26 protein-coding genes are annotated in these 24,664 nt (G+C 74.1%); 21 read left to right on the top strand and 5 right to left on the bottom strand.

From position 1 onward, the window contains the following. Window positions 1-144: 144 nt before the first annotated feature. From carA to AC4H2S_RS10495, 17 genes are all read left to right on the top strand, one after another. The gene (gene carA, locus AC4H2S_RS10575) at window positions 145-1,278 is read left to right on the top strand and encodes a glutamine-hydrolyzing carbamoyl-phosphate synthase small subunit (RefSeq protein WP_491496936.1); all 1,134 of its coding nucleotides are present in this window, start codon (window positions 145-147) and stop codon (window positions 1,276-1,278) included. A 1-nt stretch (window position 1,279) separates the two neighbouring features. Further along, on the top strand, window positions 1,280-4,603 hold the full coding sequence (gene carB, locus AC4H2S_RS10570) for a carbamoyl-phosphate synthase large subunit (RefSeq protein ID WP_491496935.1): 3,324 nt from the start codon (window positions 1,280-1,282) through the stop codon (window positions 4,601-4,603). Window positions 4,604-4,605: 2 nt separating this feature from the next. After that, complete coding sequence (locus AC4H2S_RS10565; protein ID WP_491496934.1) at window positions 4,606-5,637, top strand: quinone-dependent dihydroorotate dehydrogenase; 1,032 nt, start codon at window positions 4,606-4,608, stop codon at window positions 5,635-5,637. After that, window positions 5,630-6,496 carry an iron-sulfur cluster-binding protein gene (locus AC4H2S_RS10560; RefSeq protein WP_491496933.1) on the top strand — a complete coding sequence of 289 codons (867 nt, stop codon included), beginning with the start codon at window positions 5,630-5,632 and terminating at the stop codon, window positions 6,494-6,496. Before AC4H2S_RS10565 ends, AC4H2S_RS10560 begins: the two co-directional genes overlap by 8 nt. Then, window positions 6,493-7,341 carry a tRNA-dihydrouridine synthase gene (locus AC4H2S_RS10555; RefSeq protein ID WP_491496932.1) on the top strand — a complete coding sequence of 283 codons (849 nt, stop codon included), beginning with the start codon at window positions 6,493-6,495 and terminating at the stop codon, window positions 7,339-7,341. Before AC4H2S_RS10560 ends, AC4H2S_RS10555 begins: the two co-directional genes overlap by 4 nt. Beyond that, window positions 7,338-8,162, top strand: a complete 825-nt coding sequence (gene pyrF / locus AC4H2S_RS10550) for an orotidine-5'-phosphate decarboxylase (RefSeq protein WP_491496931.1) — start codon at window positions 7,338-7,340, stop codon at window positions 8,160-8,162. The genes AC4H2S_RS10555 and pyrF overlap by 4 nt, the downstream gene beginning before the upstream one ends. After that, entirely contained in the window at window positions 8,159-8,596 is a 438-nt protein-coding gene (locus AC4H2S_RS10545) for a hypothetical protein (protein ID WP_491496930.1), read from the top strand. Before pyrF ends, AC4H2S_RS10545 begins: the two co-directional genes overlap by 4 nt. Window positions 8,597-8,893: 297 nt before the next feature. Beyond that, a complete protein-coding gene (gene mihF / locus AC4H2S_RS10540; protein WP_491496929.1) occupies window positions 8,894-9,217 on the top strand; it encodes an integration host factor, actinobacterial type in 324 nt (107 codons plus the stop codon). Then, window positions 9,214-9,846, top strand: a complete 633-nt coding sequence (gene gmk, locus AC4H2S_RS10535) for a guanylate kinase (protein WP_491496928.1) — start codon at window positions 9,214-9,216, stop codon at window positions 9,844-9,846. Before mihF ends, gmk begins: the two co-directional genes overlap by 4 nt. Before the next feature lie 15 nt (window positions 9,847-9,861). Further along, a complete protein-coding gene (gene rpoZ / locus AC4H2S_RS10530; protein WP_491496927.1) occupies window positions 9,862-10,173 on the top strand; it encodes a DNA-directed RNA polymerase subunit omega in 312 nt (103 codons plus the stop codon). A gap of 13 nt (window positions 10,174-10,186) precedes the next feature. Beyond that, window positions 10,187-11,404 (top strand): bifunctional phosphopantothenoylcysteine decarboxylase/phosphopantothenate--cysteine ligase CoaBC, encoded by a 1,218-nt coding sequence (gene coaBC, locus AC4H2S_RS10525; protein ID WP_491496926.1) that lies wholly within the window; start codon window positions 10,187-10,189, stop codon window positions 11,402-11,404. Between the two features lie 71 nt (window positions 11,405-11,475). Continuing rightward, window positions 11,476-12,678 carry a methionine adenosyltransferase gene (gene metK / locus AC4H2S_RS10520; RefSeq protein ID WP_491496925.1) on the top strand — a complete coding sequence of 401 codons (1,203 nt, stop codon included), beginning with the start codon at window positions 11,476-11,478 and terminating at the stop codon, window positions 12,676-12,678. 158 nt (window positions 12,679-12,836) lie between these two features. Continuing rightward, window positions 12,837-14,846 carry a primosomal protein N' gene (locus AC4H2S_RS10515; RefSeq protein WP_491496924.1) on the top strand — a complete coding sequence of 670 codons (2,010 nt, stop codon included), beginning with the start codon at window positions 12,837-12,839 and terminating at the stop codon, window positions 14,844-14,846. A 98-nt stretch (window positions 14,847-14,944) separates the two neighbouring features. Beyond that, complete coding sequence (gene def, locus AC4H2S_RS10510; RefSeq protein WP_491496923.1) at window positions 14,945-15,490, top strand: peptide deformylase; 546 nt, start codon at window positions 14,945-14,947, stop codon at window positions 15,488-15,490. Next, window positions 15,490-16,431 (top strand): methionyl-tRNA formyltransferase, encoded by a 942-nt coding sequence (gene fmt / locus AC4H2S_RS10505; protein ID WP_491496922.1) that lies wholly within the window; start codon window positions 15,490-15,492, stop codon window positions 16,429-16,431. Before def ends, fmt begins: the two co-directional genes overlap by 1 nt. After that, window positions 16,428-16,841 carry an MmcQ/YjbR family DNA-binding protein gene (locus AC4H2S_RS10500; protein WP_491496921.1) on the top strand — a complete coding sequence of 138 codons (414 nt, stop codon included), beginning with the start codon at window positions 16,428-16,430 and terminating at the stop codon, window positions 16,839-16,841. The genes fmt and AC4H2S_RS10500 overlap by 4 nt, the downstream gene beginning before the upstream one ends. Continuing rightward, window positions 16,834-18,147 (top strand): RsmB/NOP family class I SAM-dependent RNA methyltransferase, encoded by a 1,314-nt coding sequence (locus tag AC4H2S_RS10495; RefSeq protein ID WP_491496920.1) that lies wholly within the window; start codon window positions 16,834-16,836, stop codon window positions 18,145-18,147. Before AC4H2S_RS10500 ends, AC4H2S_RS10495 begins: the two co-directional genes overlap by 8 nt. Before the next feature lie 24 nt (window positions 18,148-18,171). Here the strand turns inward: AC4H2S_RS10495 and AC4H2S_RS10490 are convergent, their stop codons facing one another. Continuing rightward, window positions 18,172-18,906, bottom strand: coding sequence for an AAA family ATPase (locus AC4H2S_RS10490; RefSeq protein ID WP_491496919.1), 735 nt, complete (start codon window positions 18,904-18,906; stop codon window positions 18,172-18,174). A 172-nt stretch (window positions 18,907-19,078) separates the two neighbouring features. Between AC4H2S_RS10490 and AC4H2S_RS10485 the strand changes: the two genes are divergently transcribed. Beyond that, window positions 19,079-20,161, top strand: a complete 1,083-nt coding sequence (locus AC4H2S_RS10485; protein WP_491496918.1) for a hypothetical protein — start codon at window positions 19,079-19,081, stop codon at window positions 20,159-20,161. A gap of 36 nt (window positions 20,162-20,197) precedes the next feature. Continuing rightward, window positions 20,198-21,172, top strand: coding sequence for a non-homologous end-joining DNA ligase (gene ligD / locus AC4H2S_RS10480; protein WP_491496917.1), 975 nt, complete (start codon window positions 20,198-20,200; stop codon window positions 21,170-21,172). A gap of 36 nt (window positions 21,173-21,208) precedes the next feature. Here ligD and AC4H2S_RS10475 read toward each other — a convergent pair whose 3' ends face one another. Further along, window positions 21,209-21,439 (bottom strand): hypothetical protein, encoded by a 231-nt coding sequence (locus AC4H2S_RS10475; protein WP_491496916.1) that lies wholly within the window; start codon window positions 21,437-21,439, stop codon window positions 21,209-21,211. A gap of 171 nt (window positions 21,440-21,610) precedes the next feature. Here AC4H2S_RS10475 and rpe point away from each other — a divergent pair, with 171 nt between their 5' ends. Further along, window positions 21,611-22,273: a ribulose-phosphate 3-epimerase gene (gene rpe / locus AC4H2S_RS10470; RefSeq protein WP_491496915.1), complete on the top strand. Its 663-nt coding sequence runs from the start codon at window positions 21,611-21,613 to the stop codon at window positions 22,271-22,273. Between the two features lie 50 nt (window positions 22,274-22,323). After that, window positions 22,324-22,788, top strand: a complete 465-nt coding sequence (locus AC4H2S_RS10465) for a DUF427 domain-containing protein (protein ID WP_491496914.1) — start codon at window positions 22,324-22,326, stop codon at window positions 22,786-22,788. 28 nt (window positions 22,789-22,816) lie between these two features. On the opposite strand, the gene AC4H2S_RS10460 is transcribed toward AC4H2S_RS10465, so the two are convergent. From AC4H2S_RS10460 to AC4H2S_RS10450, 3 genes are all read right to left on the bottom strand, one after another. Continuing rightward, window positions 22,817-23,188, bottom strand: a complete 372-nt coding sequence (locus AC4H2S_RS10460; protein WP_491496913.1) for a hypothetical protein — start codon at window positions 23,186-23,188, stop codon at window positions 22,817-22,819. Window positions 23,189-23,450: 262 nt separating this feature from the next. After that, window positions 23,451-23,678 (bottom strand): DUF5703 family protein, encoded by a 228-nt coding sequence (locus AC4H2S_RS10455; RefSeq protein ID WP_491496912.1) that lies wholly within the window; start codon window positions 23,676-23,678, stop codon window positions 23,451-23,453. Between the two features lie 31 nt (window positions 23,679-23,709). Then, the gene (locus AC4H2S_RS10450) at window positions 23,710-24,657 is read right to left on the bottom strand and encodes an aldo/keto reductase (protein ID WP_491496911.1); all 948 of its coding nucleotides are present in this window, start codon (window positions 24,655-24,657) and stop codon (window positions 23,710-23,712) included. Window positions 24,658-24,664: the final 7 nt, after the last annotated feature.

The raw sequence follows: 24,664 nt of genomic DNA, 5'->3' as shown, positions 1-24,664 counted from the left end.
TGACGTCCGGCCGAGCATCCACCGGTCCCGAGCGTCTCGACAGGCCGGCACGATGCCGGAGGGACGCGGTCTCGCTGGTAGGGTCGGGACCGGCTCGAACATCCTTTAACGATCCGTCCCGTGAGGCGGAGAAGGAGGTACGGCATGGCTCTGCCTGCCCCAGCGCTCTTGGTCCTCGAGGACGGGCGCACCTTTCGCGGTGAGTCGTTCGGAGCCGAGGGTGAGACCTTCGGCGAGGCGGTCTTCTCCACCGGCATGTCCGGCTACCAGGAGACGCTGACCGACCCCAGCTACCACCGCCAGGTCGTCGTGATGACGGCCCCGCACGTCGGCAACACCGGCATGAACGACGAGGACGCCGAGTCCTCGCGGATCTGGGTCGCCGGCTACGTCGTGCGCGACCCCGCCCGCGTGCCGAGCAACTGGCGCAGCGTGCGCACCCTCGACGACGACCTGCGCACGCAGGGGGTCGTCGGCATCAGCGGCGTCGACACCCGCGCGCTGACCCGCCACCTGCGTGAGCGGGGCGCGATGCGCGTGGGCATCTCGACGACCGAGACCGACCCGCAGCGCCTGCTCGACCGGGTGCGGGAGTCGGCGCAGATGAGCGGCGCCAACCTCAGCGAGGCCGTCAGCACCGCGAAGCCGTACGTCGTCCCCGCGGTGGGCGAGAAGCGCCTCACCGTCGCCGCCGTCGACCTCGGCATCAAGGCCAACACCCCGCGGATGATGAGCGAGCGGGGCATCGAGGTGCACGTGCTGCCGGCCACCTCCAGCATCGACGACGTGCTCGCGGTGGCCCCCGACGGTCTCTTCTTCTCCAACGGTCCCGGCGACCCGGCCGCCACCACCGGCCAGGTGCGGCTGCTGCAGGACGCGCTGCGCGCCGGCGTCCCCTACTTCGGCATCTGCTTCGGCAACCAGCTCTTCGGCCGCGCGCTCGGCTTCGGCACCTACAAGCTGAAGTACGGCCACCGCGGCATCAACCAGCCGGTGATGGACCGCACCACCGGCAAGGTCGAGGTCACCGCGCACAACCACGGCTTCGCGGTCGACGCCCCGCTGGAGGGCTCGACGACGACCGAGTTCGGCGAGGCGTCGGTCAGCCACGTGTGCCTCAACGACGACGTCGTCGAGGGACTCGAGCTGCGCGACGCCGAGGGCCGGTTGCTGAGCTTCTCGGTGCAGTACCACCCCGAGGCGGCGGCGGGCCCGCACGACGCCGCCTACCTGTTCGACAGGTTCTGCGACCTGATGACCCAGCGGAAGGACGCCTGACATGCCCAAGCGCACGGACATCGAGAGCGTCCTGGTCATCGGCTCCGGGCCGATCATCATCGGCCAGGCCTGCGAGTTCGACTACTCCGGCACCCAGGCGTGCCGCGTGCTCCGCGAGGAGCGCCTGCGGGTCGTCCTGGTCAACTCCAACCCGGCCACGATCATGACCGACCCGGAGTTCGCCGACGCGACCTACGTCGAGCCGATCACCCCCGAGTACGTCGAGAAGGTGATCGCCAAGGAGCGTCCCGACGCCCTGCTGGCCACCCTCGGCGGGCAGACCGCGCTCAACTGCGCGATGGCCCTCGACAAGGCCGGCGTGCTGGAGAAGTACGGCGTCGAGCTGATCGGCGCCTCGATCGAGGCGATCGAGCGCGGCGAGAACCGCCAGCAGTTCAAGAAGATCGTCGAGCAGCTCGGCGGCGAGTCGGCCCGCAGCGTCATCTGCCACTCGGTCGACGACCTGCTCGCCGCCGCCGACGACCTCGGCTACCCGATGGTGGTCCGCCCGTCGTTCACCATGGGCGGCACCGGCTCCGGCATGGCCTACGACGAGGCCGACCTGCGCCGCATCGGCGGGGCCGGCCTGGCCGCCAGCCCGACCACCGAGGTGCTCCTCGAGGAGTCGATCCTCGGCTGGAAGGAGTACGAGCTCGAGGTGATGCGCGACAGCGCCGACAACAGCGTCATCGTCTGCTCCATCGAGAACCTCGACCCGATGGGCGTCCACACCGGCGACTCGATCACGGTCGCGCCTGCGATGACGCTCACCGACCGCGAGTACCAGGCGATGCGCGACCTCGCGATCGGCATCATCCGCGCGGTGGGCGTCGACACCGGCGGCTGCAACATCCAGTACGCCGTCAACCCCGAGGACGGCCGGCTGATCGTCATCGAGATGAACCCCCGGGTGTCGCGGTCCTCCGCGCTGGCCTCCAAGGCCACCGGCTTCCCGATCGCCAAGATCGCGGCGAAGGTCGCCATCGGCTACACCCTCGACGAGATCCGCAACGACATCACCCAGGAGACCCCGGCCTCCTTCGAGCCGACCCTCGACTACGTCGTGGTCAAGGTGCCGCGCTTCGCCTTCGAGAAGTTCCCCGAGGCCGACCCGACGCTGACCACCCACATGAAGTCGGTCGGCGAGGCGATGGCCATCGGGCGCAACTTCACCGAGGCGCTGCAGAAGGCGCTGCGCTCCTTGGAGAGCAAGCACGCGCCGTTCGACTGGCACAAGGAGTTCGTCGAGCTCGACAAGGCGGCGCTGCTCGAGGAGATCAGCGTCCCGCACGACGGGCGGCTGAAGAAGGTGATGGACGCGATCCGGGCGGGTGCGACGCCGGAGGAGATCTTCGAGGCCACTGCCATCGACCCGTGGTTCGTCGACCAGCTCGCGCTGATCAACGAGGTCGCGGTGGAGCTCATCGGGGCCACCGAGCTGACCCCCGGTCTGCTCCGCCTCGCCAAGCGCCACGGCTTCTCCGACGAGCAGATCGGCAAGATCCGCGGCCTCAGCGCCGACGTGGTGCGGGGCGTACGCCACGCGCTGGGCATCCGGCCGGTGTTCAAGACCGTCGACACCTGCGCCGCCGAGTTCGCCGCGCGCACGCCCTACCACTACTCCTCCTACGACGAGGAGACCGAGGTGCAGCCCCGCGCCGAGGGCAAGGAGGCGGTGATCATCCTCGGCTCGGGCCCCAACCGGATCGGCCAGGGCATCGAGTTCGACTACAGCTGCGTCCACGCCTCCCTCGCGCTGGCCGAGGCCGGCTACGAGACGATCATGGTCAACTGCAACCCCGAGACGGTGAGCACCGACTACGACACCTCCGACCGGCTCTACTTCGAGCCGCTCACGCTGGAGGACGTCCTCGAGATCGTCCACGCCGAGCAGCTGGCGGGCCCGATCGCCGGGGTGGTGTGCCAGCTCGGCGGCCAGACGCCGCTCGGCCTCGCGCAGGGCCTCGCCGACGCCGGCGTGCCGATCGTCGGCACCACGCCGGAGTCGATCCACCTCGCCGAGGAGCGCGGGGCGTTCGGCCGCGTCCTCGCCGACGCCGGCCTGCCGGCTCCCAAGCACGGCACCGCGACGTCCTACCCCCAGGCCCAGCGCATCGCCCACGAGATCGGCTACCCCGTGCTGGTGCGGCCGTCGTTCGTCCTCGGCGGCCGCGGCATGGAGATCGTCTACGACGACGCCGCGCTGGAGGCCTACCTCGAGAAGTACGTCGCCAACGGGCTGATCAACGAGCGCCAGCCGGTGCTGGTCGACCGGTTCCTCGACGACGCGGTGGAGATCGACGTCGACGCGATCTTCGACGGCCAGGAGCTCTTCCTCGGCGGGGTCATGGAGCACATCGAGGAGGCCGGCATCCACTCGGGCGACTCCTCGTGCGCGCTGCCGCCGATCACGCTCGGCCGTGAGGAGGTCGAGCGCATCCGTCGCTCGACCGACGCCATCGCGCGCGGGCTGGGGGTGCGCGGGCTGCTCAACATCCAGTTCGCCCTCGCCTCCGACGTGCTCTACGTGCTGGAGGCCAACCCGCGCGCCTCGCGCACCGTGCCGTTCGTCTCCAAGGCCACCGCCACGCCGCTCGCCAAGGCCGCGGCCCGGGTCATGCTGGGGGAGTCGATCGCCGACCTCCGCGCAGCCGGGGTGTTGCCGGCCGAGGGCGACGGCGGCCACCTGCCCGACGGGTCGCCGATCGCGGTCAAGGAGGCGGTCATGCCCTTCGACCGCTTCAAGACCGCCGACGGCCGCACGGTCGACGCGCTCCTCGGCCCCGAGATGCGCTCGACCGGCGAGGTGATGGGCTTCGACGCCTTCTTCGGCACCGCCTTCGCCAAGGCCCAGGCCGCCGCCTACGGCTCGCTGCCGTTGTCGGGCAAGGTCTTCGTGTCGGTCGCCAACCGCGACAAGCGGCACATGATCTTCCCGGTCAAGCAGATCGCCGACATGGGCTTCGAGATCCTCGCCACCGCCGGCACGGCCGAGGTCCTGCGGCGCAACGGCGTCCAGGCCACCGTGGTGCGCAAGCAGTCCGAGGGCGAGGGCCCCGGCGGCGAGCGCACGATCGTGGGCCTGATCCGCGACCGCGAGGTCGACCTGGTGATCAACACGCCCCACGGCGCCACCAGCGGTGGCTCACCGCGTGCCGACGGCTACGACATCCGGACGGCGGCGGTGCTCACCGACATCCCGTGCATCACCACCATCCAGGGCCTCGGCGCGGCGGTGCAGGGCCTGGAGGCGATGCGCCGCGGCGACATCGGGGTTCGGTCGTTGCAGGACTGGGCGGCGCTCAGCGCCGAGCGGAACGCCTGACCGTGCGGGCCTACGACGTCGTCTTCGAGCGGGGCCTGACCCGGATCGACCCCGAGCGGGCCCACCACGCCGCGTTCCGGGCGATCCGCGCGGCGACGCCCGTGACCGCCCGGGCCCTGCGCGTGCCGGCCAGGCCCGTGCGCGCCCTCGGCCTGAGCTTTCCGCACCCGCTCGGCCTGGCCGCCGGCTTCGACAAGAACGCCGTCGGGATCGACGGGCTCGCCGCGCTCGGCTTCGGGCACGTCGAGATCGGCACCGTCACCGGTGAGGCACAGCCCGGCAACCCCACCCCGAGGCTCTTCCGGCTGACCGACGACCGCGCGATCGTCAACCGGATGGGGTTCAACAACGACGGCGCGGAGGTCGTGGCCCGCCGGCTGGCGGCCTGGCGCGCGGACGGCGGCTCGACCGTCCTGGGCGTCAACATCGGCAAGACCAAGGTCGTCCCCGAGGAGGAGGCCGCCCGCGACTACGAGAAGTCGGCCGGCCTGCTCGCGCCCTACGCCGACTACCTCGTCGTCAACGTGTCCTCGCCCAACACGCCGGGCCTGCGCGACCTCCAGGCGGTGGAGAAGCTCGAGCCGCTGCTGCGCGCCGTACGCCGTCGCGCCGACGAGGTGCGCCCGGACGACCGGGTGCCGCTGCTGGTGAAGATCGCGCCCGACCTGAGCGACGACGACGTGCTGGCCGTGGCCGACCTCGCCCTCGCGACCGGGCTCGACGGCATCATCGCCACCAACACGACGATCAGCCGTGACGGCCTCGCCACCCCCGCCGCCCGCGTGCAGGAGGTCGGCGCCGGCGGGTTGAGCGGGCGTCCGCTCACCCAGCGGTCCGAGGACGTCGTCCGGATGCTGCGGGAGCGCGTGGGCCCTGACCTGACCCTCGTCGGGGTCGGCGGCATCACCACGGTCGACGACGCGCGGCGCCGGCTCGCGGCCGGAGCCGACCTGCTGCAGGCCTACACGGCGTTCGTCTACGAGGGTCCGCTGTGGCCGCGGCGCATCGTGCGGGGTCTCGCCACGGATGGCTGAGCCACGGCCGGTGCCGGGCGGCGGGCAGGCGAGCGACCGGGCGAGCGACCGGGGGCGGGTCCCTGCCAGCGTCCACGTCGACGGCGAGGTCGTCGGCACCAAGCGCGCCGGGCGCTACCGCCACCTGACCCTGACGGCGCCGGGCGTGCCCGAGCGCTTCCGCGCCGGCAACTTCGTCGCCGTCAGCGTCGCCGGGCACGTCGCGCGGCGTGCGCTGTGGATCCACCGGGTGCGCGCGTCGAGCGCGTTCGGCCCCACCCTCGACGTCGTCGTCGAGCCGCGGGGGAGCGGCACCGAGTGGCTCGCCGCCCAGCCCGTCGGCGCGAGGATCGCGATCACCGGACCGCTCGGGCGGCCGTTCGCGCTGCCCAAGGACGCCGTGTCGTGCCTGCTGGTCGGCGAGGGCTACGCCGCCGCGCCCCTCTTCCCGCTCGCCGAGCGCCTGCGCGAGCGCGGGTGCGCGGTGTCGCTGGTGGTCTCCGCCCCCGACGAGTCGCGCCTGCTGTCCGCCCTCGAGGCCCGCCGCTCGGCCCGGTCCGTCACCGTGCTCACCGCCGACGGCTCGGTCGGCCAGCGCGGGCTGGTCGCCGACCACGTCGCCGACCTCGTCCGCCGCAGCGACGCCGACGTGGTCTACGCCGCCGGACCCCACGACGTCCTCCGCAGCGCCGCGGCCGCCGCCGAGCGCGCGGGGGCCTGGAGCCAGGTCGCCGTGGAGGCGCCGACGCCCTGCGGCACCGGGCTGTGCCACGGGTGCCCGCTGCCCGTCGTCGGGGAGGACGGCGTCGAGCGCGTCGTCCGCGCCTGCACCGAGGGTCCCGTCGTGCGCGGCGACCGGGTCCAGTGGGACGCCCTGTGAGCGCCGCCCCGCCCCTCGGCCTGCCCGGGCCGGTCATGGTCGCCGCCGGGTGCGGGGGCACCGGCCGCGAGCTCGAGGCGTACGCCGGTCCCGACGGCCTGGCCGGGCTCGCCTTCGTCACCCGCTCGATCACCCTCGACCCCCGCAGCGGCGGCCCCGGGCCGCGCGTGGCCGAGGTGCCGGGAGGCCTGGTCAACGCCGTCGGCCTGCCCAACCCCGGCCTCGAGCACTTCCTCGCCACCGAGCTGCCGTGGCTGGTGCGCGCCGGCGCCGCCGTCCTGGTCTCGATCGCCGGCGCGACGATGGGGGAGTACGCCGACCTCGCCCGCCGGCTCAGCCGCGCCCCCGGGGTCGCCGGACTCGAGGTCAACGTCGGCGCGCCGGACGAGGCGGGCGCCGGGCTGTTCGAGGTGCGCGAGCCCTACCACGCGGCCAGCGTGATCGCCGCGGTGCGGCGCGAGTTCCCCTCCGACCGGCCGGTCCTGGCCAAGGTGCGTCCCGACGTGTCCCGCGTCGTCGAGGCAGCCCGCGCCTGCCACGAGGCGGGCGCGACGGCCGTCGTGATCGGCAACGCCGTCCCCGCCGCCCTCCTCGACGGGCGGCCCGGTGGCCTCAGCGGCCCCGCGATCGCCCCGATCGTCCTGCGCTGCGTCGCAGAGGTGCGCCGCGCCCTGCCCGACGTGCCGGTCGTCGGGTGCGGGGGCGTCCACGACGTGCGCTCGGCCGAGGCCTACCTCGACGCCGGCGCGAGCGCCGTGCAGGTCGGCACGGCCCTGCTCCACGACCCCACGACCGTCACCCGGCTGCGCGCCGACCTCGCAGCCCGACCCGAGGAGACCCGATGACCCCGTTCGGCACCCGCCTGGCCCACGCCATCGAGGAGCGGGGGAGGTTCTGCGTGGGCATCGACCCGCACGCCGGGCTGCTGCGCGAGTGGGGGCTCGGCGACGACGTGGCCTCGCTGGAGCGCTTCGCGCTCACCGTCGTCGAGGCGGTCGCCCCGGTGGTCGGCGTCGTCAAGCCGCAGAGCGCGTTCTACGAGCGCTTCGGCAGCCGCGGCATCGCCGTGCTCGAGCGGGTGGTGGCCGAGTCGCGGGCGGCGGGCGCGCTCGTCCTGATGGATGCCAAGCGCGGCGACATCGGCTCGACGAGCCAGGCCTACGCCGACGCCTACCTCGACCCCACGTCGCCGCTCGGCTCCGACGCCGTCACGGCGAGCCCGTACCTCGGCTTCGGCTCGCTCGACCCCATGCTCGAGGCCGGGCGGCGCCACGGCGGCGGGGTGTTCGTGCTCGCGCTGACCTCCAACAAGGAGGGCCCCGAGGTGCAGCACGCCCGCACCGGCGACACGACGGTCGCGGGCAGGGTGCTGGCGCACCTCCGGGAGGCGAACGCCGGGGCGGAGCCGGTCGGCTCCTTCGGGGCCGTGGTCGGGGCGACGATCGGGCACACCGACGAGGACCTCGACATCAACGGACCGCTGCTCGTACCCGGCTACGGCGCGCAGGGCGGCACCGTCGACGACCTGACCCGCATCCTCGGCGCCGCGGCGCGCTGGGCGCTGCCGAGCTCCTCGCGTGAGGTGCTGCGGGCCGGGCCCGACGTCGCCGCGCTGCGTGACGCCGCCCGGCGGGGCAACGACGCCGTGCGGGGCCCCGGGGCGTGAGACGCCTGGTCCCGGCGCTGCTGCTGGCGAGCCTCGCCGTCGGTGGATGCTCCGGTGACCGGCAGCAGGACTACTGCGCGGCGGTCGAGGAGCACCAGGCCGAGCTCGCCGAGGTGGCCGCGTCCGGCGACCCGATGGCCGTCCTCGAGGCGCTGGACGCCTACGACGACCTCGCCGGGCGAGCGCCACGCGGCATCGCCGACGACTGGTCGGCGGTCCTGCGGCCGCTGCACCGCCTGGACCGCGCCCTGACCGAGCACGACGTCGACCCCTCGACCTACTCCGCCCAGGACCCGCCCGCCGGACTGTCCAGGGACGCCCGGGCCGAGATCGAGTCGGCCGCCCGGGCCGTCGGCTCCGAGCCGACCGTCGAGGCGATGGCCGAGATCGAGCAGCACGCGCTGGACGTGTGCGGCACGCCGCTGTCGGGCTGACGAGGCCCGGGCGGCGCGCCGGCGCCGCCCCGACGGTGCGTCCCACCGCTCGACGGGAGGACGGGGGACGGGCGCGGACGTGGCACGACCGACGAGGACTGCCGCGGTTCGGGTGGGTCTCACGATGGTCCCGGCCACGGGGTCGATCTCGCCGCGACCGCGGCAGTGTCGCGGGCGTCACGCTGCGGGCGCAGTGGCCGCGGGCCCGATTGCCCGACCACTCGCGACCTGACTAGATTGAGCCGAACCAGCCGGAACCCGCTTCCGACCCGTGCCCGACCCCGAAGGATCCCTTCCGTGGCCTTGCCCCCTCTGACGCCCGAGCAGCGCCAGGCAGCCCTCGACAAGGCTGCGGCCTCCCGACGCGAGCGGGCCGAGGTGAAGAACCGACTGAAGAACTCCGGCGGCTCCATCGTCGACGTCCTCCACGAGGGCCAGGTCAACGAGGTCATCGGCAAGATGCGCGTCGTCGAGCTGCTCCAGTCGGTGCCCGGCCTGGGGCGCGTGCGCGCCCGCCAGGTGATGGAGCGCCTCGGCATCGCCGAGAGCCGCCGCGTGCGCGGGCTCGGCGTCAAGCAGGTCGCCGCGCTCGAGCGTGAGTTCGGCCCCGACGCGTCGTGACCGACCCCGCTGCCACGCCTGTCACCGACCCGCCCGGCGCCCGACCGACCCGTTCGCGCCTGATCGTCCTCGCCGGCCCGACGGCCGTCGGCAAGGGGACGGTCGCCGCCGCGGTGCGCGAGACGCACCCCGAGGTGTGGATCTCGGTCTCCGCCACCACCCGCGCCCCGCGTCCGGGCGAGGAGGACGGCGTGCACTACTGGTTCGTCTCCGACGACGAGTTCGACGCGATGGTCGCCCGGGGTGAGCTGCTCGAGTGGGCCGTGGTCCACGGGGCCGCCCGCTACGGCACCCCCCGCGGTCCCGTCGACGCCGCGCTGGCCGCCGGCCGCCCGGCGATGCTGGAGATCGACCTGCAGGGCGCGCGCCAGGTGCGCGAGACGATGCCCGACGCGCTGTTCGTCTTCCTCAAGCCGCCGTCGTGGGACGAGCTCGTCCGCCGACTCGTCGGACGCGGCACCGAGACCGAGGCCCAGCGCGAGCGTCGGCTGGAGACCGCCCGGGCCGAGCTGGCCGCCGAGAGTGAGTTCGACGTCACCATCGTCAACCACGAAGTTCACGCTGCAGCCGAGGAGTTGGTAGCCTTGATGGTTGGACCTGCTCCGTCCACACCCTTCACCACCGACTAGCGAGGCACCCACACCGTGGCATCTCCCACCATCGCCGCCGAGGGCGTCACCAACCCCTCGATCGACGACCTGCTCACCAAGACCGACAGCAAGTACAAGCTGGTGCTCTACAGCGCCCAGCGTGCCCGCCAGATCAACGCCTACTACTCCCAGCTCGGCGAGGGCCTGCTGGAGTACGTCGGCCCGCTCGTCGACACCCACGTGCAGGAGAAGCCGCTCTCGATCGCGCTCCGCGAGATCAACGACGACCTCCTGACCTGCGAGGACATCGACCCCGCCGCCGAGGCCGCTGCCGCCGAGGCCGCTGCCGGCGACACCACGGAGTGACGCGAGCCTCTCGATGACCGCACGGGTCGTCCTGGGCGTCTCCGGCGGGATCGCGGCCTACAAGTCCTGCGAGCTGCTGCGCCGGTTCACCGAGTCGGGGCACGACGTCACCGTCGTGCCCACGGCCTCGGCGCTGGAGTTCGTCGGCGCGCCCACGTGGGCTGCGCTGTCCGGCAAGCCGGTCGCGACCGACGTGTGGACCGGCGTCCACGCCGTGCCCCACGTCCACATCGGCCAGCAGGCCGACGTGGTCGTGGTCGCCCCGGCCACCGCCGACCTGCTCGCCCGGGCGGCACACGGCCTCGCCGACGACCTCCTCACCAACACCCTGCTCACGGCGCGCTGCCCCGTGGTGTTCGCCCCGGCGATGCACACCGAGATGTGGGAGCACCCCGCGACCCAGGCCAACGTCGCGACGCTGCGGCAGCGGGGAGCGGTCGTCATCGAGCCCGCCGTGGGGCGCCTCACCGGTGCCGACACCGGCAAGGGCCGCCTGCCCGAGCCCGGTGAGATCTTCGAGCTCGTGCGCCAGGTCCTCGACCGCGGCGCCGACGCCGCGCAGGACCTGGCCGGACGCACGGTGGTCGTCTCCGCCGGCGGCACCCGCGAGTACCTCGACCCCGTCCGCTTCCTCGGCAACCGGTCCTCGGGCCTGCAGGGCTACGCCCTCGCCCGGGCCGCCGCCGCGCGGGGCGCGCACGTCATCCTGGTCAGCGCCAACGTGAGCCTGCCCGACCCGGCCGGCGCCAGCGTCGTACGCGTCGAGACCACTGCGCAGCTGCGCGACGCGGTCGTCGCCGCGACCGCCACGGCCGACGCGGTCGTGATGGCCGCGGCTCCCGCCGACTTCCGCCCCACCGCGACGAGCGAGGCGAAGATCAAGAAGGCCGACGACGGCTCGGCGCCCGCCATCGAGCTCGAGCAGAACCCCGACATCCTGGCCGAGATCTCCCACGACCGGGCCCGCGAGGGCGCCGTGATCGTCGGCTTCGCGGCCGAGACCGGCGACGCCACCGGATCCGTGCTCGACCTCGGCCGGGCCAAGCTCGCGCGCAAGGGCTGCGACCTGCTCGTCGTCAACGACGTCAGCGGGGGAGCGGTCTTCGGCAGCGCCGACAACGAGGCTGTGGTGCTCGCTGCCGACGGCGCGGCCGTCGAGGTGCCCCGGGGCTCCAAGACCGCGCTGGCACACGTGATCTGGGACCAGGTCGTCCGGCGATTCGCCGGCTGAGACATCGGTCCCAGAGGCTGGTCAACAGGTACGTTTTCATCCGACCGACCCAGAGAAGAATCGAGAGCACCGTGGCTGGACGCCTGTTCACCTCCGAGTCAGTGACCGAGGGGCACCCCGACAAGATCGCCGACCGCATCAGCGACTCGGTCCTCGACCACCTCATGGCCGTGGACCCCGACAAGGCCAACCTGCGCGTGGCCGTGGAGACGCTGCTGACCACCGGCCTCGTGGTCGTCGCCGGTGAGGTGCGCACGGGTGCCTACGCCCCGGTCGCCGACATCGTCCGCCGGGCGATCCTCGAGATCGGCTACGACTCCTCGGAGAAGGGCTTCGACGGCCACACCTGCGGCGTCCAGGTCGCCATCGGTGCCCAGTCGACCGACATCGCCGCCGGGGTCGATGCCGGCCACGAGTCGCGGGTCGGCTCGTCGGAGGACGAGCTCGACAAGCGCGGCGCGGGGGACCAGGGCCTGATGTTCGGCTACGCCTGCGACGACACCCCGCAGCTCATGCCGCTCCCGATCACCATCGCCCAGCGGCTCGCCCAGCGGCTGACGCAGGTCCGCAAGAACGGCACTCTCGGCTACCTGCGCCCCGACGGCAAGACCCAGGTGACGATCGAGTACGACCAGGACGACCGCCCGGTGCGCGTCGACACCGTCGTGCTGTCCACCCAGCACGACCCCGGCGTGGAGCACGCCCGGCTCGAGGCCGAGATCAAGCAGCACGTCATCGACCCGGTGCTCGCCGACGTCGACCTGCCCTCCGAGGGCTACCGCATGCTGGTCAACCCGACCGGCACCTTCGTCATCGGCGGCCCGATGGGCGACGCCGGCCTCACCGGTCGCAAGATCATCGTCGACACCTACGGCGGCATGGCCCGCCACGGCGGCGGCGCGTTCTCCGGCAAGGACCCCTCGAAGGTCGACCGCTCCGCCGCCTACGCCATGCGCTGGGTCGCGAAGAACGTCGTCGCGGCCGGGCTGGCCCGCCGCTGTGAGGCCCAGGTCGCCTACGCGATCGGCAAGGCCGCCCCGGTCGGCGTGTTCATCGAGACCTTCGGCACCGGCGTCGTGTCCGACGAGAAGATCCAGGACGCGGTCCTCGAGGTGTTCGACCTCCGCCCGGCCGCGATCATCCGCGACCTCGACCTGCTCCGCCCGATCTACGCCGAGACCTCCGCCTACGGCCACTTCGGCCGCGAGCTGCCGGAGTTCACCTGGGAGAACACCGACCGCGCCGACAAGCTCAAGGCCGCCGCGGGCATCTGACGCCCTCGGGCGGGCGTACGGCGTCGCACGTCGTCGCTCGTCGTCGAAGTCCCCGCTCGAGCGGGGACTCCGACACCTGGAGGCCGTTGCAACCCCCTCCAGGTGTCAGACTTCCCCACCAAGTACGACGGTCGGTGGCCGCTGACACAATCGCCCGCATGACCTCACGCGAAGCCCCGGAAGCAGACATGCTCCCGGGGCTTCGTGCTGCCGTGGACGACGCCCGCGCCAAGGCGGCCGCCACCCGGCGGCGCAGGGCCGCCGCGTGGGAGCCCGCCGCGGTCGACCCCGTCGCGCGGGTGCTCGTCGACATCGCCCTGGCCCACCTCGACCGCCCCTTCGACTACGCCGTCCCGGTCGCCATGGCCGAGACGGCGGTGCCCGGCGCGCGGGTGAAGGTGCGCTTCGCGGGCCAGGACGTCGACGGCTACGTCGTCGAGCGCGCGAGCCGCACCGACCACACGGGCACCCTTCAGCCGCTGCGCCGGGTGGTGAGCCCGGAGCCGGTGCTGGCGCCGGAGATCGCCGAGCTCAGCGGCGCGCTCGCCCGTAGGTACGCCGGCGCGCGCTCCGACGTGCTGCGGCTGGCGGTGCCGCCCCGCCACGCCGCCACCGAGAAGCAGCCCTCCCCGCCCGCACCGCCCACGCCGGACCCGGTCGCGCCGGCGGCCTGGGCGGAGGTCCCGCACGCCGACGCGTTCCTGCGTCACCTCGCCACCGGCGGGTCCCCGCGGGCGGTGTGGTCGGCCGCCCCGGGCGACGACTGGCCGGCCATGATCGCCGAGGCCGTGGCCGCGACCTATGCCGCCGGACGGGGAGCGCTGGTCTGCGTGCCCGACCGCCGCGACGTCGCGCGCGTCGGCGCTGCGCTGCACGAGCTGCTGGGGGAGGACCACCACGTCTGCCTGACCGCCGACGGCGGCCCCGCCGCGCGCTACCGCGACTTCCTCGCCGTCTCCCGCGGCGCCAGGCGGGTCGTCGTCGGCACCCGCTCGGCCGCCTTCGCGCCGGTGCACGACCTCGGGCTGGTCGTGCTGTGGGACGACGGCGACGACCTGCACGCCGAGCCCCGCGCGCCCTACCCCCACACCCGCGAGGTGCTGCTGCTCCGCGCCGAGCAGCAGGGCACCGCCGCGTTGCTCGGCGGCGTCGCCCGCACGCCCGAGGCCCAGCAGCTGGTCGCGACCGGCTGGGCCCACGAGCTGGCCGTGCCGCGCGAGGTGCTGCGGCGCCGGGTGCGGGTCGAGGCGGTGCCGGCCGAGGACCGCTCCGTCGGCACGCGCATCCCGCGGGCCGCCTACGACGCGATCCGGCAGGGCCTGACCACCGGCCCGGTGCTCGTGCAGACGCCCCGCGCGGGCTACGCCGCCTCGTTGGCCTGCGACACGTGCCGTACGCCCGCCCGGTGCACCGCCTGCACCGGCCCGCTGGTGGTCGACGGCCCCGCGGTGCCGCCGCGGTGCCGCTGGTGCGGGCACGTCGAGTCGCCGTGGTCGTGCCCGACCTGCGGCGGCCACGGCCTGCGCGCCCCCGTGCGGGGCGGGGCCCGCACCGCCGAGGAGCTGGGGCGGATGTTCCCCGGCACCACGGTGCGCACCTCGAGCGGCGAGCGGGTGGTCGACCGGGTCGACGGCGCCGCCGACCTCGTCGTCGCGACCGTCGGGGCCGAGCCGGTCGCCGACGGGGGATACGCAGCCGTCGTCGTCCTCGACACCTGGCTGAGCCTGGCCCGCGACGACATGCGCGCCGCGGAGGAGGCGCTGCGGCGCTGGCTCAACGCCGCCGCGCTGGCGCGGGTCGGCGGTCACGTCGTCGCCGTCGGCGACCCGGCCCACCCCGCCCTGCAGGCGCTGGTCCGGTGGGACCCGGCCGGCTTCGCGCGCCGCGAGGCCGAGGAGCGCTCCCAGGCCCACCTGCCGCCGGCGGCACGCCTGGCGACCGTCACCGGCGACCTCGGCGCCCTCGACGACGTCCTCCACCTGCTCGACCTCCCCGACGGCGCCGAGGTGCTGGGCCCGGTCCCCGTGGACGACGAGCACCGCGTGCTGCTGCGGGTGCCCCGGGCGAGCGGCGAGGCACTGTCCCGCTCGCTGGGCGACCTCCAGCGGATCCGCTCGGCCCGCAAGCTCGACCCCGTCCGGGTGCAGGTCGACCCGCTCACGGTCTGAGCCCGCCGACCCGGCCGCCATGACGGCGTCGCGGGCGCGTCCCTAGACTTGGCGCCGCCTGACCAGGCCCCACCGTCCACCTCGTCCAAGGGAGCTCCGTGGCCGTCCAGCCCATCCGCCTCTTCGGTGACCCCGTGCTCCGCCAGCGAGCGATCGAGGTCGACGACTTCGACCGCGAGGTCCGCCAGCTCGTCACCGACCTCACCGACACGATGCTCGCCGCGCCCGGCGCAGGGCTCGCGGCACCGCAGATCGGCGTGGGCCTGCGGGTCTTCACCTGGAACGTCGACGGCGAGGTCGGCCACCTGGTCAACCCCACGCTGGAGCTCTCCGACGAGACCCAGGACGGCGCCGAGGGGTGCCTGTCGCTGCCCGAGCTGACCTACGACTGCATCCGCGCGCTGTCGGTGGTCGCGACCGGCTTCGACATGCACGGCGAGCCGCAGCGCATCGTGGCCTCCGACCTGCTCGCCCGCGCGATGCAGCACGAGACCGACCACCTCGACGGCATCCTGTTCATCGACAAGCTCGACACCGCCGCCCGCAAGGCGGCTATGAAGGAGATCCGCGAGTCCGACTGGTTCGGCCTCGAGCGGCCGACTGTCCGGGTCAGCCCGCACGCCACCAACGGACTGGGACTCTGATGCGCGTCGTCTTCGCCGGCACCCCCGAGGTCGCCCTGCCCGCCCTCGACGCGATCGCCGGGAGCCGGCACGAGCTCGTCGGCGTCGTCACCCGTCCCGACGCCCCCAGCGGGCGCGGCCGCAAGCTGGTCGCCAGCCCGGTGGCCCAGAGGGCCGAGGAGCTCGGCGTCCCCGTGCTCAAGCCGGAGCACCCGCGCGACCCCGAGTTCCAGGAGGCGCTCGCCGCGCTGCGCCCCGACGCGTGTCCGGTGGTGGCCTACGGCGCGCTGCTGCCGCAGTCGGCGCTCGACCTGGTGCCGCACGGCTGGATCAACCTCCACTTCTCCGTCCTCCCGTCCTGGCGCGGTGCCGCGCCGGTGCAGCACTCGCTCTGGGCCGGTGACGAGGTCACCGGCGCCACGACGTTCCGCATCGTCAAGGCCCTCGACGCCGGACCCGTCTTCGGGGTGATGACGGAGCGGATCCGCCCCACCGACACGGCGGGCGACCTCCTCGCCCGGCTCGCGGAGGGTGGTGCGGGACTGCTGGTGCAGACCCTCGACGGCATCGAGGACGGCACCCTCGAGGCCCGCGAGCAGCCCGAGGACGGCGTCTCGTTCGCCCCCAAGATCCTCGTCGAGGACGCCCAGGTCGACTGGACCCACCCGGCCGTGGCCATCGACCGCCAGGTGCGCGCCTGCGACCCCGCGCCCGGCGCGTGGAGCACCTTCGGGGGCGAGCGCATCAAGCTCGGTCCCGTCCGCCCGGTCGACCGCGACGCGCTGGCCCCCGGCGTCCTCGAGGTCACCAAGAACGCCGTCTTCGTCGGCACCGCCACCACCCCGGTGGAGCTGGGGCAGGTCAAGGCGTTCGGCAAGAAGCAGATGGCCGCGGCCGACTGGGCCCGGGGCGTACGCCTGCAGTCCGGGGCGACGCTCGGCGAGGCGGACGCGCCGTCGTGAGCAGGCCGGCCCGCCCCGAGGACGTCGACGAGATCTGCGGCGCCCTGCCGGAGACCGAGCTCGGGATCTCCTGGGGCGACCGGCCCACCTGGAAGGTCCCCCGGGGGGACAAGGGCAAGGGCTTCGTGCTCTACCGGGCACCCCACAAGACAGCCGTCGACCCCGTGACGGGGGAGATGTACGACGACCTGGTGGTCATCACGACCCCGACCGAGGTCGAGAAGGAGGCGCTGGTGGCCGATGCCTCGACCCCGTTCTTCACCATCGACCACTTCCGCGGCCACAGCGCGGTGCTGGTGCAGCTGTCGCGGCTCGGGGAGATCGGCCGCGACGAGCTGGAGGAGATCATCACCGATGCCTGGGCGGCCAAGGCGCCGAAGCGGCTCGTGCGGGAGCACCTCAGTGGCTGAGCGACGCCGCCCGGTCGACAAGGCGCGTCGTGCGGCGCTCGACGTGCTCACCGCGGTGCGCGTGGATGACGCGTACGCCAACCTCGTGCTGCCGCAGGTGCTGCGCAAGCACGGCCTCGACGGCCGCGACGCCGGCCTCGCCACCGAGCTGGCGTCCGGCGCCATCCGGATGCACGGGCTCTACGACCCCGTCATCGACGCCTGCCTCACCCGTCCGCGCCTGCAGCCCCAGGTGCGCGACGTGCTCCGGCTCGGCGCGCACCAGCTGCTGTCCATGCGGGTGCCCGACCACGCCGCCATCTCCACCAGCGTCGACCTCGTCCGGGCGACCGTGGGCCAGGGTCCGGCGGGGCTGGTCAACGCCGTCCTGCGCACCATCAGCCGCCGCGACCTCGCCGGATGGATCGCCGAGGTCGCGCCCGACCCGGGCAGCGACCTGCACGGCCACCTCGCCGTCGCCCGCTCCCACCCCCGCTGGGTGGTCGACGCGCTGGCCGAGGCGCTCGGCTCCGACGACGAGCTGGACGCGCTCCTCGAGGCCGACAACGCGGCCCCGCGGGTCACCCTCGTCGCCCGGCCCGGCCTGGCCAGCGTCGAGGAGCTGGAGGACGCCGGCGGCACCCGCACCGGTCGCTCGCCCTACGCGGTCACGCTGGCCGGTGGCGACCCGGCGTCCGTCCCGGCCGTCGCCGAGGGCCGCGCCGGCGTGCAGGACGAGGGCTCGCAGCTCGTCGCGCTCGCGCTCGCCGACGCCCCGCTGGAGGGGCGGGACTCCCGGTGGCTCGACGTGTGCGCCGGCCCCGGCGGCAAGGCGGCGCTGCTCGGCGCCCTCGCCGCGAGCCGCGGAGCCGTGCTCCTCGCCAACGAGCGCCAGCCCCACCGCGCGGCGCTCGTCGCGTCGGCGCTGCGGGCGCTGCCCAGCGGTGCAGCCCGGGTCATCGCCGGCGACGGCGTGCGACCTGCGTGGGTGCCGGACACCTTCGACCGGGTGCTCGTCGACGCCCCCTGCTCGGGGCTCGGCGCGCTCCGCCGCCGGCCCGAGTCGCGGTGGCGGCGCCGGCCCGAGGACGTGACAGAGCTCGTGGGCCTCCAGCAGGCGCTGCTCGACGCGGCACTGGAGTCGGTGCGACCCGGCGGGGTGGTGGTCTACGCGACCTGCTCGCCCGTCGTCGCGGAGACCACCGAGGTGGTGGGTGCGGTGCTCGCCCGGCGCGGCGACGCCGACGAGGTCGACCGCTTCCAGCTCTGGCCGCACCGCGACGGCACGGACGCGATGTTCGTCTCGACCCTGCGGCGCCGGGGCTGAGCCGGCGGGGCGACCCGGTGGGGGTCAGTCGTCCTGCAGGTGCCGCAGGTAGGCCCACGGGTCGGTGAGGTAGCGCCGCCAGTGATCGACCACCTCGAGCTCGTCCCAGGCCGCCTCGCGCAGCCCCCACGGCCCGGCCTCGAGGATCCGCGCCCCGGGCATGGCGGCCAGCACGGGGGAGTGCGTCGCGCAGAGCACCTGACCGCCTCGCGCCACCACCCTCTGCAGCGCCGCGACCAGGCCGAGGGTCGACGAGAACGACAGGGCGGCCTCGGGCTCGTCGAGGCAGAAGAACCCGGGCCCGGTGAACCGCGACTCCAGCACCGCCAGGAACGACTCGCCGTGGCTCATCTCGTGGAACGCGACGTCGCCACCGATGCCCTCCATGTAGGAGTACCACCCGTGCATCGTCTCGGCACGAAGGAAGAAGCCCCACTTGCTCGCCCCCGCGCCGCGCACCAGCTGCAGGGCGTCGCTGAGCGGGGACTCGGTGGGCCGTGTCGAGTGCCTGCTGTGGGTGCTGCCGCCCTCCGGGGACAGGCCGAACGCGATGGCCGCCGCCTCGACCAGGGTCGACTTGCCCGAGCCGTTCTCGCCGACGAGGAAGGTGACCCCGGGCGCCAGGTCGAGGCCCTCGCGCAGCACCTGGGCGACGGCCGGGACGGAGGCGGGATAGCGGTCGGGAGCGAGGTCGTGGTCGCGGCGCGCCTCGATCCGGCGGACGGGATGGCGGGCGACGTCCTCTCCCCGCAGCGGCATGACGACAATTTAGCGAGCACGCGCGGCCCCCGGCCGAACGGCCCGGGGCGGGCCGCCATCGGGGTGACTTCGGGGCCCAGTGGTTCACATCCTGCTGACGGGCGAGCATGATGGAACCCAGCTCGGCGCACCGAAGGGGCGTGCCGGAGCACGGGGAGCAGGAGACATGCAGGTGCGCAGGACCTTGGCGGCCATCGCCGCCACCACGCTGACGGTGACGCTGGGGACGACCCTGGCCGGTCCCGCCGGCGCCGAGGGCGGCTCCCGCACGCTGTCCGGTCCCGCCACGGGCGACCCCGACGTCTACCTCACCTACGTCCGCTGCGACGACCTGATGGCCGATGCGACGGCGCCCGGATCGCGGATCAACCTCGGCCCCTACGCCGCCCCGCTCGGCCGCCGCTCGCTGGGCCTCGTGCCCGCCGCGGCGGGCAGCGCCGCCGGGCCCTACTCGCCCTTCCCGTCCCTGGCCCGCCTCGACTCCTCGGTCGCGGTCGCGGCGACCGGCGGCAGCTCCGGCGTCTCGTGGGTCATGGCCGTCACCCGGCAGAGCCCTCGTGGCACCGCGTGGCGAGGCCGGGCCGCCGTCTCGGCGCCGCCCGGGGGATGGACGACCGTGTCGACCTCCGCGACCACCTACGACTGGGCGCTGGTCGACCTGGCCTCCGGCGCGGTGCTCGAGCGGGCCGGCACGGCGACGCCGGCCGGCTTCGCGGCCCAGCACGGCGACGGCCCGGGCTTCGCGGTCACCGGCTTCGGCTGTGACGGCGGGGCGTTCAACCTCGACGCCGTGCGTGCCTCCGGGTCCACCTTCGACTTCGAGGGCGTCGCGCTCACGACCGCCGTCGCCGCGGGGAGGCAGCAGGTGCAGGCGGGCCAGCAGGTCGAGCTCACCGGGCGCGTCACCGACGCCTCCGGACGCCTGACCGGCGACCCGCTCGTGCTGGAGTCCCGCGCTCCCGGCGGTCAGTGGGCCCCGGTCGGCAAGCCCGTCCTCGCCGGCCGCGACGGCGTCTCGCGCGTGGTCGTCCCCGTCTCGGCCACCACCGACTACCGCTGGCACCGCCCCGAGAGCCAGTACGCCGACGAGGGCTGGTCGGACACCGTCACGGTCACCGTCGCGCCCCAGGAGACCCCGGCAGAGGGCGGGGGAGACGGTCAGGGCGGTCAGGGAGACGGTCAGGGCGCAGGCCAGGGCCAGGGCGGGGGGCAGGCGGCGGAGCAGCCCGCGTCGGAGACCCCCACCCCGCAGTAGCGCGCCGGAGGCGCCGCTCCCGGCTAGGCTCCTGACGTGCCGTCGCCGTTCACCGAGATCGAGGTCGACGACCGCGTCGTCAAGGTCACCAACCCCGACCGCGTCTACTTCCCGCCCACGGAGGCCGCGCCGCAGGGGGCGACCAAGCTCGACCTCGTCGAGTACTACCTCGCCGTGGGCGACGGGATCGTCAACGCCCTCCTCGAGCGACCGTGCATGCTGCACCGCTTCCCCAAGGGCCTGGCGGGCGACAAGGTGCACCAGAAGCGGCTGCCGGCCGGCGCCCCGGACTGGGTCGAGACGGTGGAGCTGTTCTTCCCGCGCTGGAAGCGCACGGCCGACGAGCTGTGCGTCACCGAGCTGGGCAGCGTGATCTGGGCCGTGCAGATGTCGACCGTCGAGTTCCACCCGTGGAACAGCCGGCGCTCCGACACCGAGAAGCCCGACGAGTGGCGCATCGACCTCGACCCCGGCCCGGAGTGCCCCTGGGAGACGGTGCAGCGGGTCGCCCACGTGGCCCACGAGGTGCTCGACGAGCTCGGCGCGGTCGGCTTCCCCAAGACCAGCGGCGGCTCCGGGATGCACGTCTACGTGCGGATCCCGCCCGACCACGGCTTCCAGGACGTACGCCGCGGCGCGCTGGCGTTCGCACGGGAGGTCGAGCGGCGCGCCGGGGGAGAGGTCACCACCGCGTGGTGGCGCAAGGACCGCGACCCCTCGCAGCTCTTCGTGGACTACAACCAGAACGCCCGCGACCACACGATCGCCGCGGCCTACTCGGTGCGCGGCGTCCCGGAGGCCCGGGTCTCCGCGCCAATCCGGTGGGACGAGGTCGACGACTGCGTGCCCGACGACTTCACCATCTTCACGATGCCCGAGCGGTTCGCCGAGATCGGCGACCTCCACGCCGACATCGACGACCACCCCTTCGACATCGCGCCCCTGCTCGCGTGGGCCGACCGCGACGAGGCCGAGGGCGCGCAGGCGCCGCCCGAGCCCGAGGACGCGTAGTCCACAGCCCCACGGACCGCGGCGGCCCGACGGCCGTCAGCGGGTCGTGGGCGACCGCCGACCCGCTGCCCTGACGCGACGGACGTGGGCCTCCCACTGGGCCCACGTCATCGTCTCGTCCATGTCCCACTCGGGGTGGTCGAGCGCCGTGGACGAGACCGCCGCCGTCGCCTGCAGCGCGGGAGCGCCGGCCATGACCGCGCGGTAGACCATGTACTCACGTCGCGTGAACACGCGGTCCCGGGCGTCGCGGGCAGCCGAGCTCATGGCGGGCGACACTACGTGAGGAGTCGCGTCCGGGCCACGCCTCCAGGGCGGTGGTGCGTCGCCCGGCAGATCCGCGACGATGCCCGCCCGGGAGCAGTCGGACGCCACGGTCACCACGGGTCGAGACGACCAAATCCCGTGCGACCCGGCACACTCACTAGGCTCGTCCCCGTGGGCATCCAGATCACACCGAGCATCCTCAACGCCGACCTGTCTCGCCTCGCCGACGAGGTGGCTCGGATCCCCAGCGCCGACTGGGTCCACGTCGACGTGATGGACAACCACTTCGTCCCCAACCTGACGCTCGGCCTGCCGGTCGTCGAGGCCCTCGGCAGGCACGCGAGCCAGCCCCTCGACGCGCACCTGATGATCGAGGACGCCGACCGGTGGGCGCCGGCGTACGCCGAGGCGGGCTGCGGGTCGGTGACCTTCCACGTCGAGGCGACGCGAGCGCCGGTGCGGCTCGCCCGCGAGATCCGGGCGCAGGGCGCCCGCGCGTCGATGGCGCTCAAGCCGGCCACGCCGATCGAGCCCTACGAGGCGCTGCTGCCCGAGCTCGACATGGTGCTGGTGATGACCGTCGAGCCCGGCTTCGGCGGCCAGAAGTTCCTCGACCTGTGCCTGCCCAAGATCCGCACCGCGCGCCAGCTGATGCGCAAGCACGGCGTGGAGACGTGGCTCCAGGTCGACGGCGGGGTGTCGCTGGAGACCATCGAACGCTGCGCCGAGGCCGGAGCCGACGTCTTCGTCGCGGGCTCGGCCGTCTACTCCGCCGACGACCCCGACGCCATGGTGCGCGAGCTGCGCGCGGCCGCCGAGGCGGCCACGAGCTGAGCCGGCCCGAGCCGACCTGCCGGCGTGGGGGACGCCCGTAGGTTGGGTCCATGACCGAGTCCGTGTGGGACTACCCCCGCCCGCCGCGCGTCGACCCGAGCGGCGAGCACGTCGTCGTCACCCACCGCGGTGTCGTCGTCGCCGACAGCACCAGGAGCCTGCGGGTGCTGGAGACCAGCCACCCGCCGACCTACTACCTGCCGGCCGCGGACTTCGCCGAGGGCGTGCTGCGACCGGGCGAGGGCTCCTCGTGGTGCGAGTGGAAGGGTCGGGCGGCCTACTACGACCTGGTCGTCGGGGACGAGGTCCTGCCAGCCGTGGCGTGGACCTACCCGTCGCCGTCGCAGGGCTTCGAGGCGCTGGTCGACCACGTCGTGCTCTACCCGGGGCGCGTCGAGAGGTGCACGGTCGACGGCGAGGTCGTGCAACCGCAGCCGGGCAGCTTCTACGGCGGCTGGATCACCTCGCGGGTCACCGGACCGTTCAAGGGCGTGCCGGGCTCGTCGGGCTGGTAGCGCCGGCGCCGCGGGTCAGTGCCGCGGGTCAGTGGAGGCCGCGGTCACCGACCTGCTGGCTGCGCAGGTGCGAGCCGTGCCGCGTCTGCTCCTCCATCCGCCGGTGGTCGGCCATCAGGGTCTCGCCCTCCAGCTCGTCGGCGCGGGCCTGCGCCTGCTCGAGCCGGGCGATCCAGGTGTCGACGTCGCGCGCCACGTCGTCGAGCCGGGCGGCGGGCAGCACGATCGCGTCGCCCTCGCTCCGCAGTCCGGGCTCCGCCGACGCCAGCCCGTCCGCCTCGTGGGTCGTCAGCGGCCTGGTCAGCCGGATCCGCACTGGGTAGGTCTCACGATCGACGTCGGCCGGGTCCACCGCGAGCTCGACGATCCCGAGTTCCGGCCTGTGCCTGCGTGTCGCCATGTTCGTCGTCCCCTCACCGGGTCCGGGGTGGCCCCGCTCCTTCGAGTCGACCACCGCCGGCAGGGGACGTACATGGGGTCCGCACCCCATCAACGTGGAAGATCCGAGCCACCAGGTGACTCGGATCTTCCACGGTCTTGTCGAAGTCCCCGCCTGAGCGGGGACTCCGACAAGCCGGCCGAACGACGCCCAACCGACAGCCGACCAACGACCAACGACAAGCCGGCACACGCCGGAAGCCGGGCGTCAGCCCGTCAGGCCGTCAGCCCGCGAAGAGGGTGAGCCGCTGCCGGATGATCTTGCGGCGCAGCACGACCCGGCGCTTGCCGTCGTGGCCGATGCGGAGCCGGTCGAGCTCCCAGCCGCCGTGCTCGGCCCGCTCGACGAGCATCCTGGTCACCACGTTGCGGGAGAAGTCCTTGGGCAGCACGAGCGTCTCGAACTCCCACTCCACGCCGCGCCCGGGTGGGCGGCGCTGGGTCCTGGGCATGTGCTCGCTCCCTTCTCGCGAGGGTGGGACGTCAGTCGGTGGACACGTCGTCGAGGGCCTCGACGATCTCCGGTGGCAGGGTCAGCTCCTCGGTGCCGAGGGCCCCGTCGAGCTGGGCGGCGGTGCGCGCACCGACGATCGGGGCGGTGACCCCGGGTCGGTCGCGCACCCACACGAGGGCGACCTCCAGCGGCGACCAGCCCAGCCCGTCGGCGGCGCGGGCGACGGCCTCGACGATCCCGCGGCCCCGCTCGTCGAGGTAGGCGCCCACGAAGCGGCCGAAGTGCTCGGTGGCGGCGCGGGAGTCCGACGGCGTGCCGGTGCGGTACTTGCCGGTCAGCACGCCGCGGCCCAGCGGCGACCAGGGCAGCACGCCGAGGCCGAGTGCCCGGGCCGCGGGCACGACCTCGTGCTCGACGTTCCGGTTGAGCAGCGAGTACTCGACCTGGGTGGACGCCAGGGGCGTACGCCCGGGGACCGCACGCTGCCACGTGGCGGCCTGGGCGGTCTGCCACCCGGCGTAGTTGGAGATCCCGACGTAGGACGCGCGACCCGTGGTGACGGCGAGGTCGAGGGCGCTGAGCGTCTCCTCGAGCGGGGTCTCGTCGGTCCACACGTGCACCTGCCACAGGTCGACGTGGTCGACGCGCAGCCGCTTCAGCGACGCGTCGAGCGCGGTGAGCAGGTGGCCCCTCGAGGTGTCGGTCACCCGCTCGCCGGTGCGGCGCGAGATGCCGGCCTTGGTGGCGAGCACGAGGTCGTCGCGGGCGACGACGTCGCCGACGAGCGTGCCGATGAGCTCCTCGCTCGCGCCGTCGCCGTAGCCGGCGGCGGTGTCGAGCAGGGTGCCACCGGCCTCGGCGAACGCGACGAGCTGGTCGCGCGCCTCGTGCTCGTCGGTGTCACGGCCCCAGGTCATGGTGCCGAGGCCGAGCCGGGAGACCTTGAGCCCGGTCGCGCCGAGGGAACGCTGCTGCATGGGGGTG

The organism is Nocardioides sp. Z13_37, assembly GCF_058355585.1.
Note: the sequence above shows the minus strand (reverse complement) of the source record. Positions and strands in the feature narration are given on the sequence as shown.

Excerpts from the sequence above, each read along its gene's own strand:
- fmt (WP_491496922.1), top strand. The coding sequence starts at position 15,490 with ATGCGCGTCGTCTTCGCCGGCACCCCCGAGGTCGCCCTGCCCGCCCTC.
- AC4H2S_RS10460 (WP_491496913.1), bottom strand. The coding sequence starts at position 23,188 with ATGGCGACACGCAGGCACAGGCCGGAACTCGGGATCGTCGAGCTCGCG.
- AC4H2S_RS10475 (WP_491496916.1), bottom strand. The coding sequence starts at position 21,439 with ATGAGCTCGGCTGCCCGCGACGCCCGGGACCGCGTGTTCACGCGACGT.
- pyrF (WP_491496931.1), top strand. The coding sequence starts at position 7,338 with ATGACCCCGTTCGGCACCCGCCTGGCCCACGCCATCGAGGAGCGGGGG.
- AC4H2S_RS10465 (WP_491496914.1), top strand. The coding sequence starts at position 22,324 with ATGACCGAGTCCGTGTGGGACTACCCCCGCCCGCCGCGCGTCGACCCG.
- carB (WP_491496935.1), top strand. The coding sequence starts at position 1,280 with ATGCCCAAGCGCACGGACATCGAGAGCGTCCTGGTCATCGGCTCCGGG.
- AC4H2S_RS10560 (WP_491496933.1), top strand. The coding sequence starts at position 5,630 with ATGGCTGAGCCACGGCCGGTGCCGGGCGGCGGGCAGGCGAGCGACCGG.
- coaBC (WP_491496926.1), top strand. The coding sequence starts at position 10,187 with ATGACCGCACGGGTCGTCCTGGGCGTCTCCGGCGGGATCGCGGCCTAC.
- AC4H2S_RS10490 (WP_491496919.1), bottom strand. The coding sequence starts at position 18,906 with ATGCCGCTGCGGGGAGAGGACGTCGCCCGCCATCCCGTCCGCCGGATC.
- AC4H2S_RS10455 (WP_491496912.1), bottom strand. The coding sequence starts at position 23,678 with ATGCCCAGGACCCAGCGCCGCCCACCCGGGCGCGGCGTGGAGTGGGAG.
- AC4H2S_RS10450 (WP_491496911.1), bottom strand. The coding sequence starts at position 24,657 with ATGCAGCAGCGTTCCCTCGGCGCGACCGGGCTCAAGGTCTCCCGGCTC.
- AC4H2S_RS10515 (WP_491496924.1), top strand. The coding sequence starts at position 12,837 with ATGACCTCACGCGAAGCCCCGGAAGCAGACATGCTCCCGGGGCTTCGT.
- carA (WP_491496936.1), top strand. The coding sequence starts at position 145 with ATGGCTCTGCCTGCCCCAGCGCTCTTGGTCCTCGAGGACGGGCGCACC.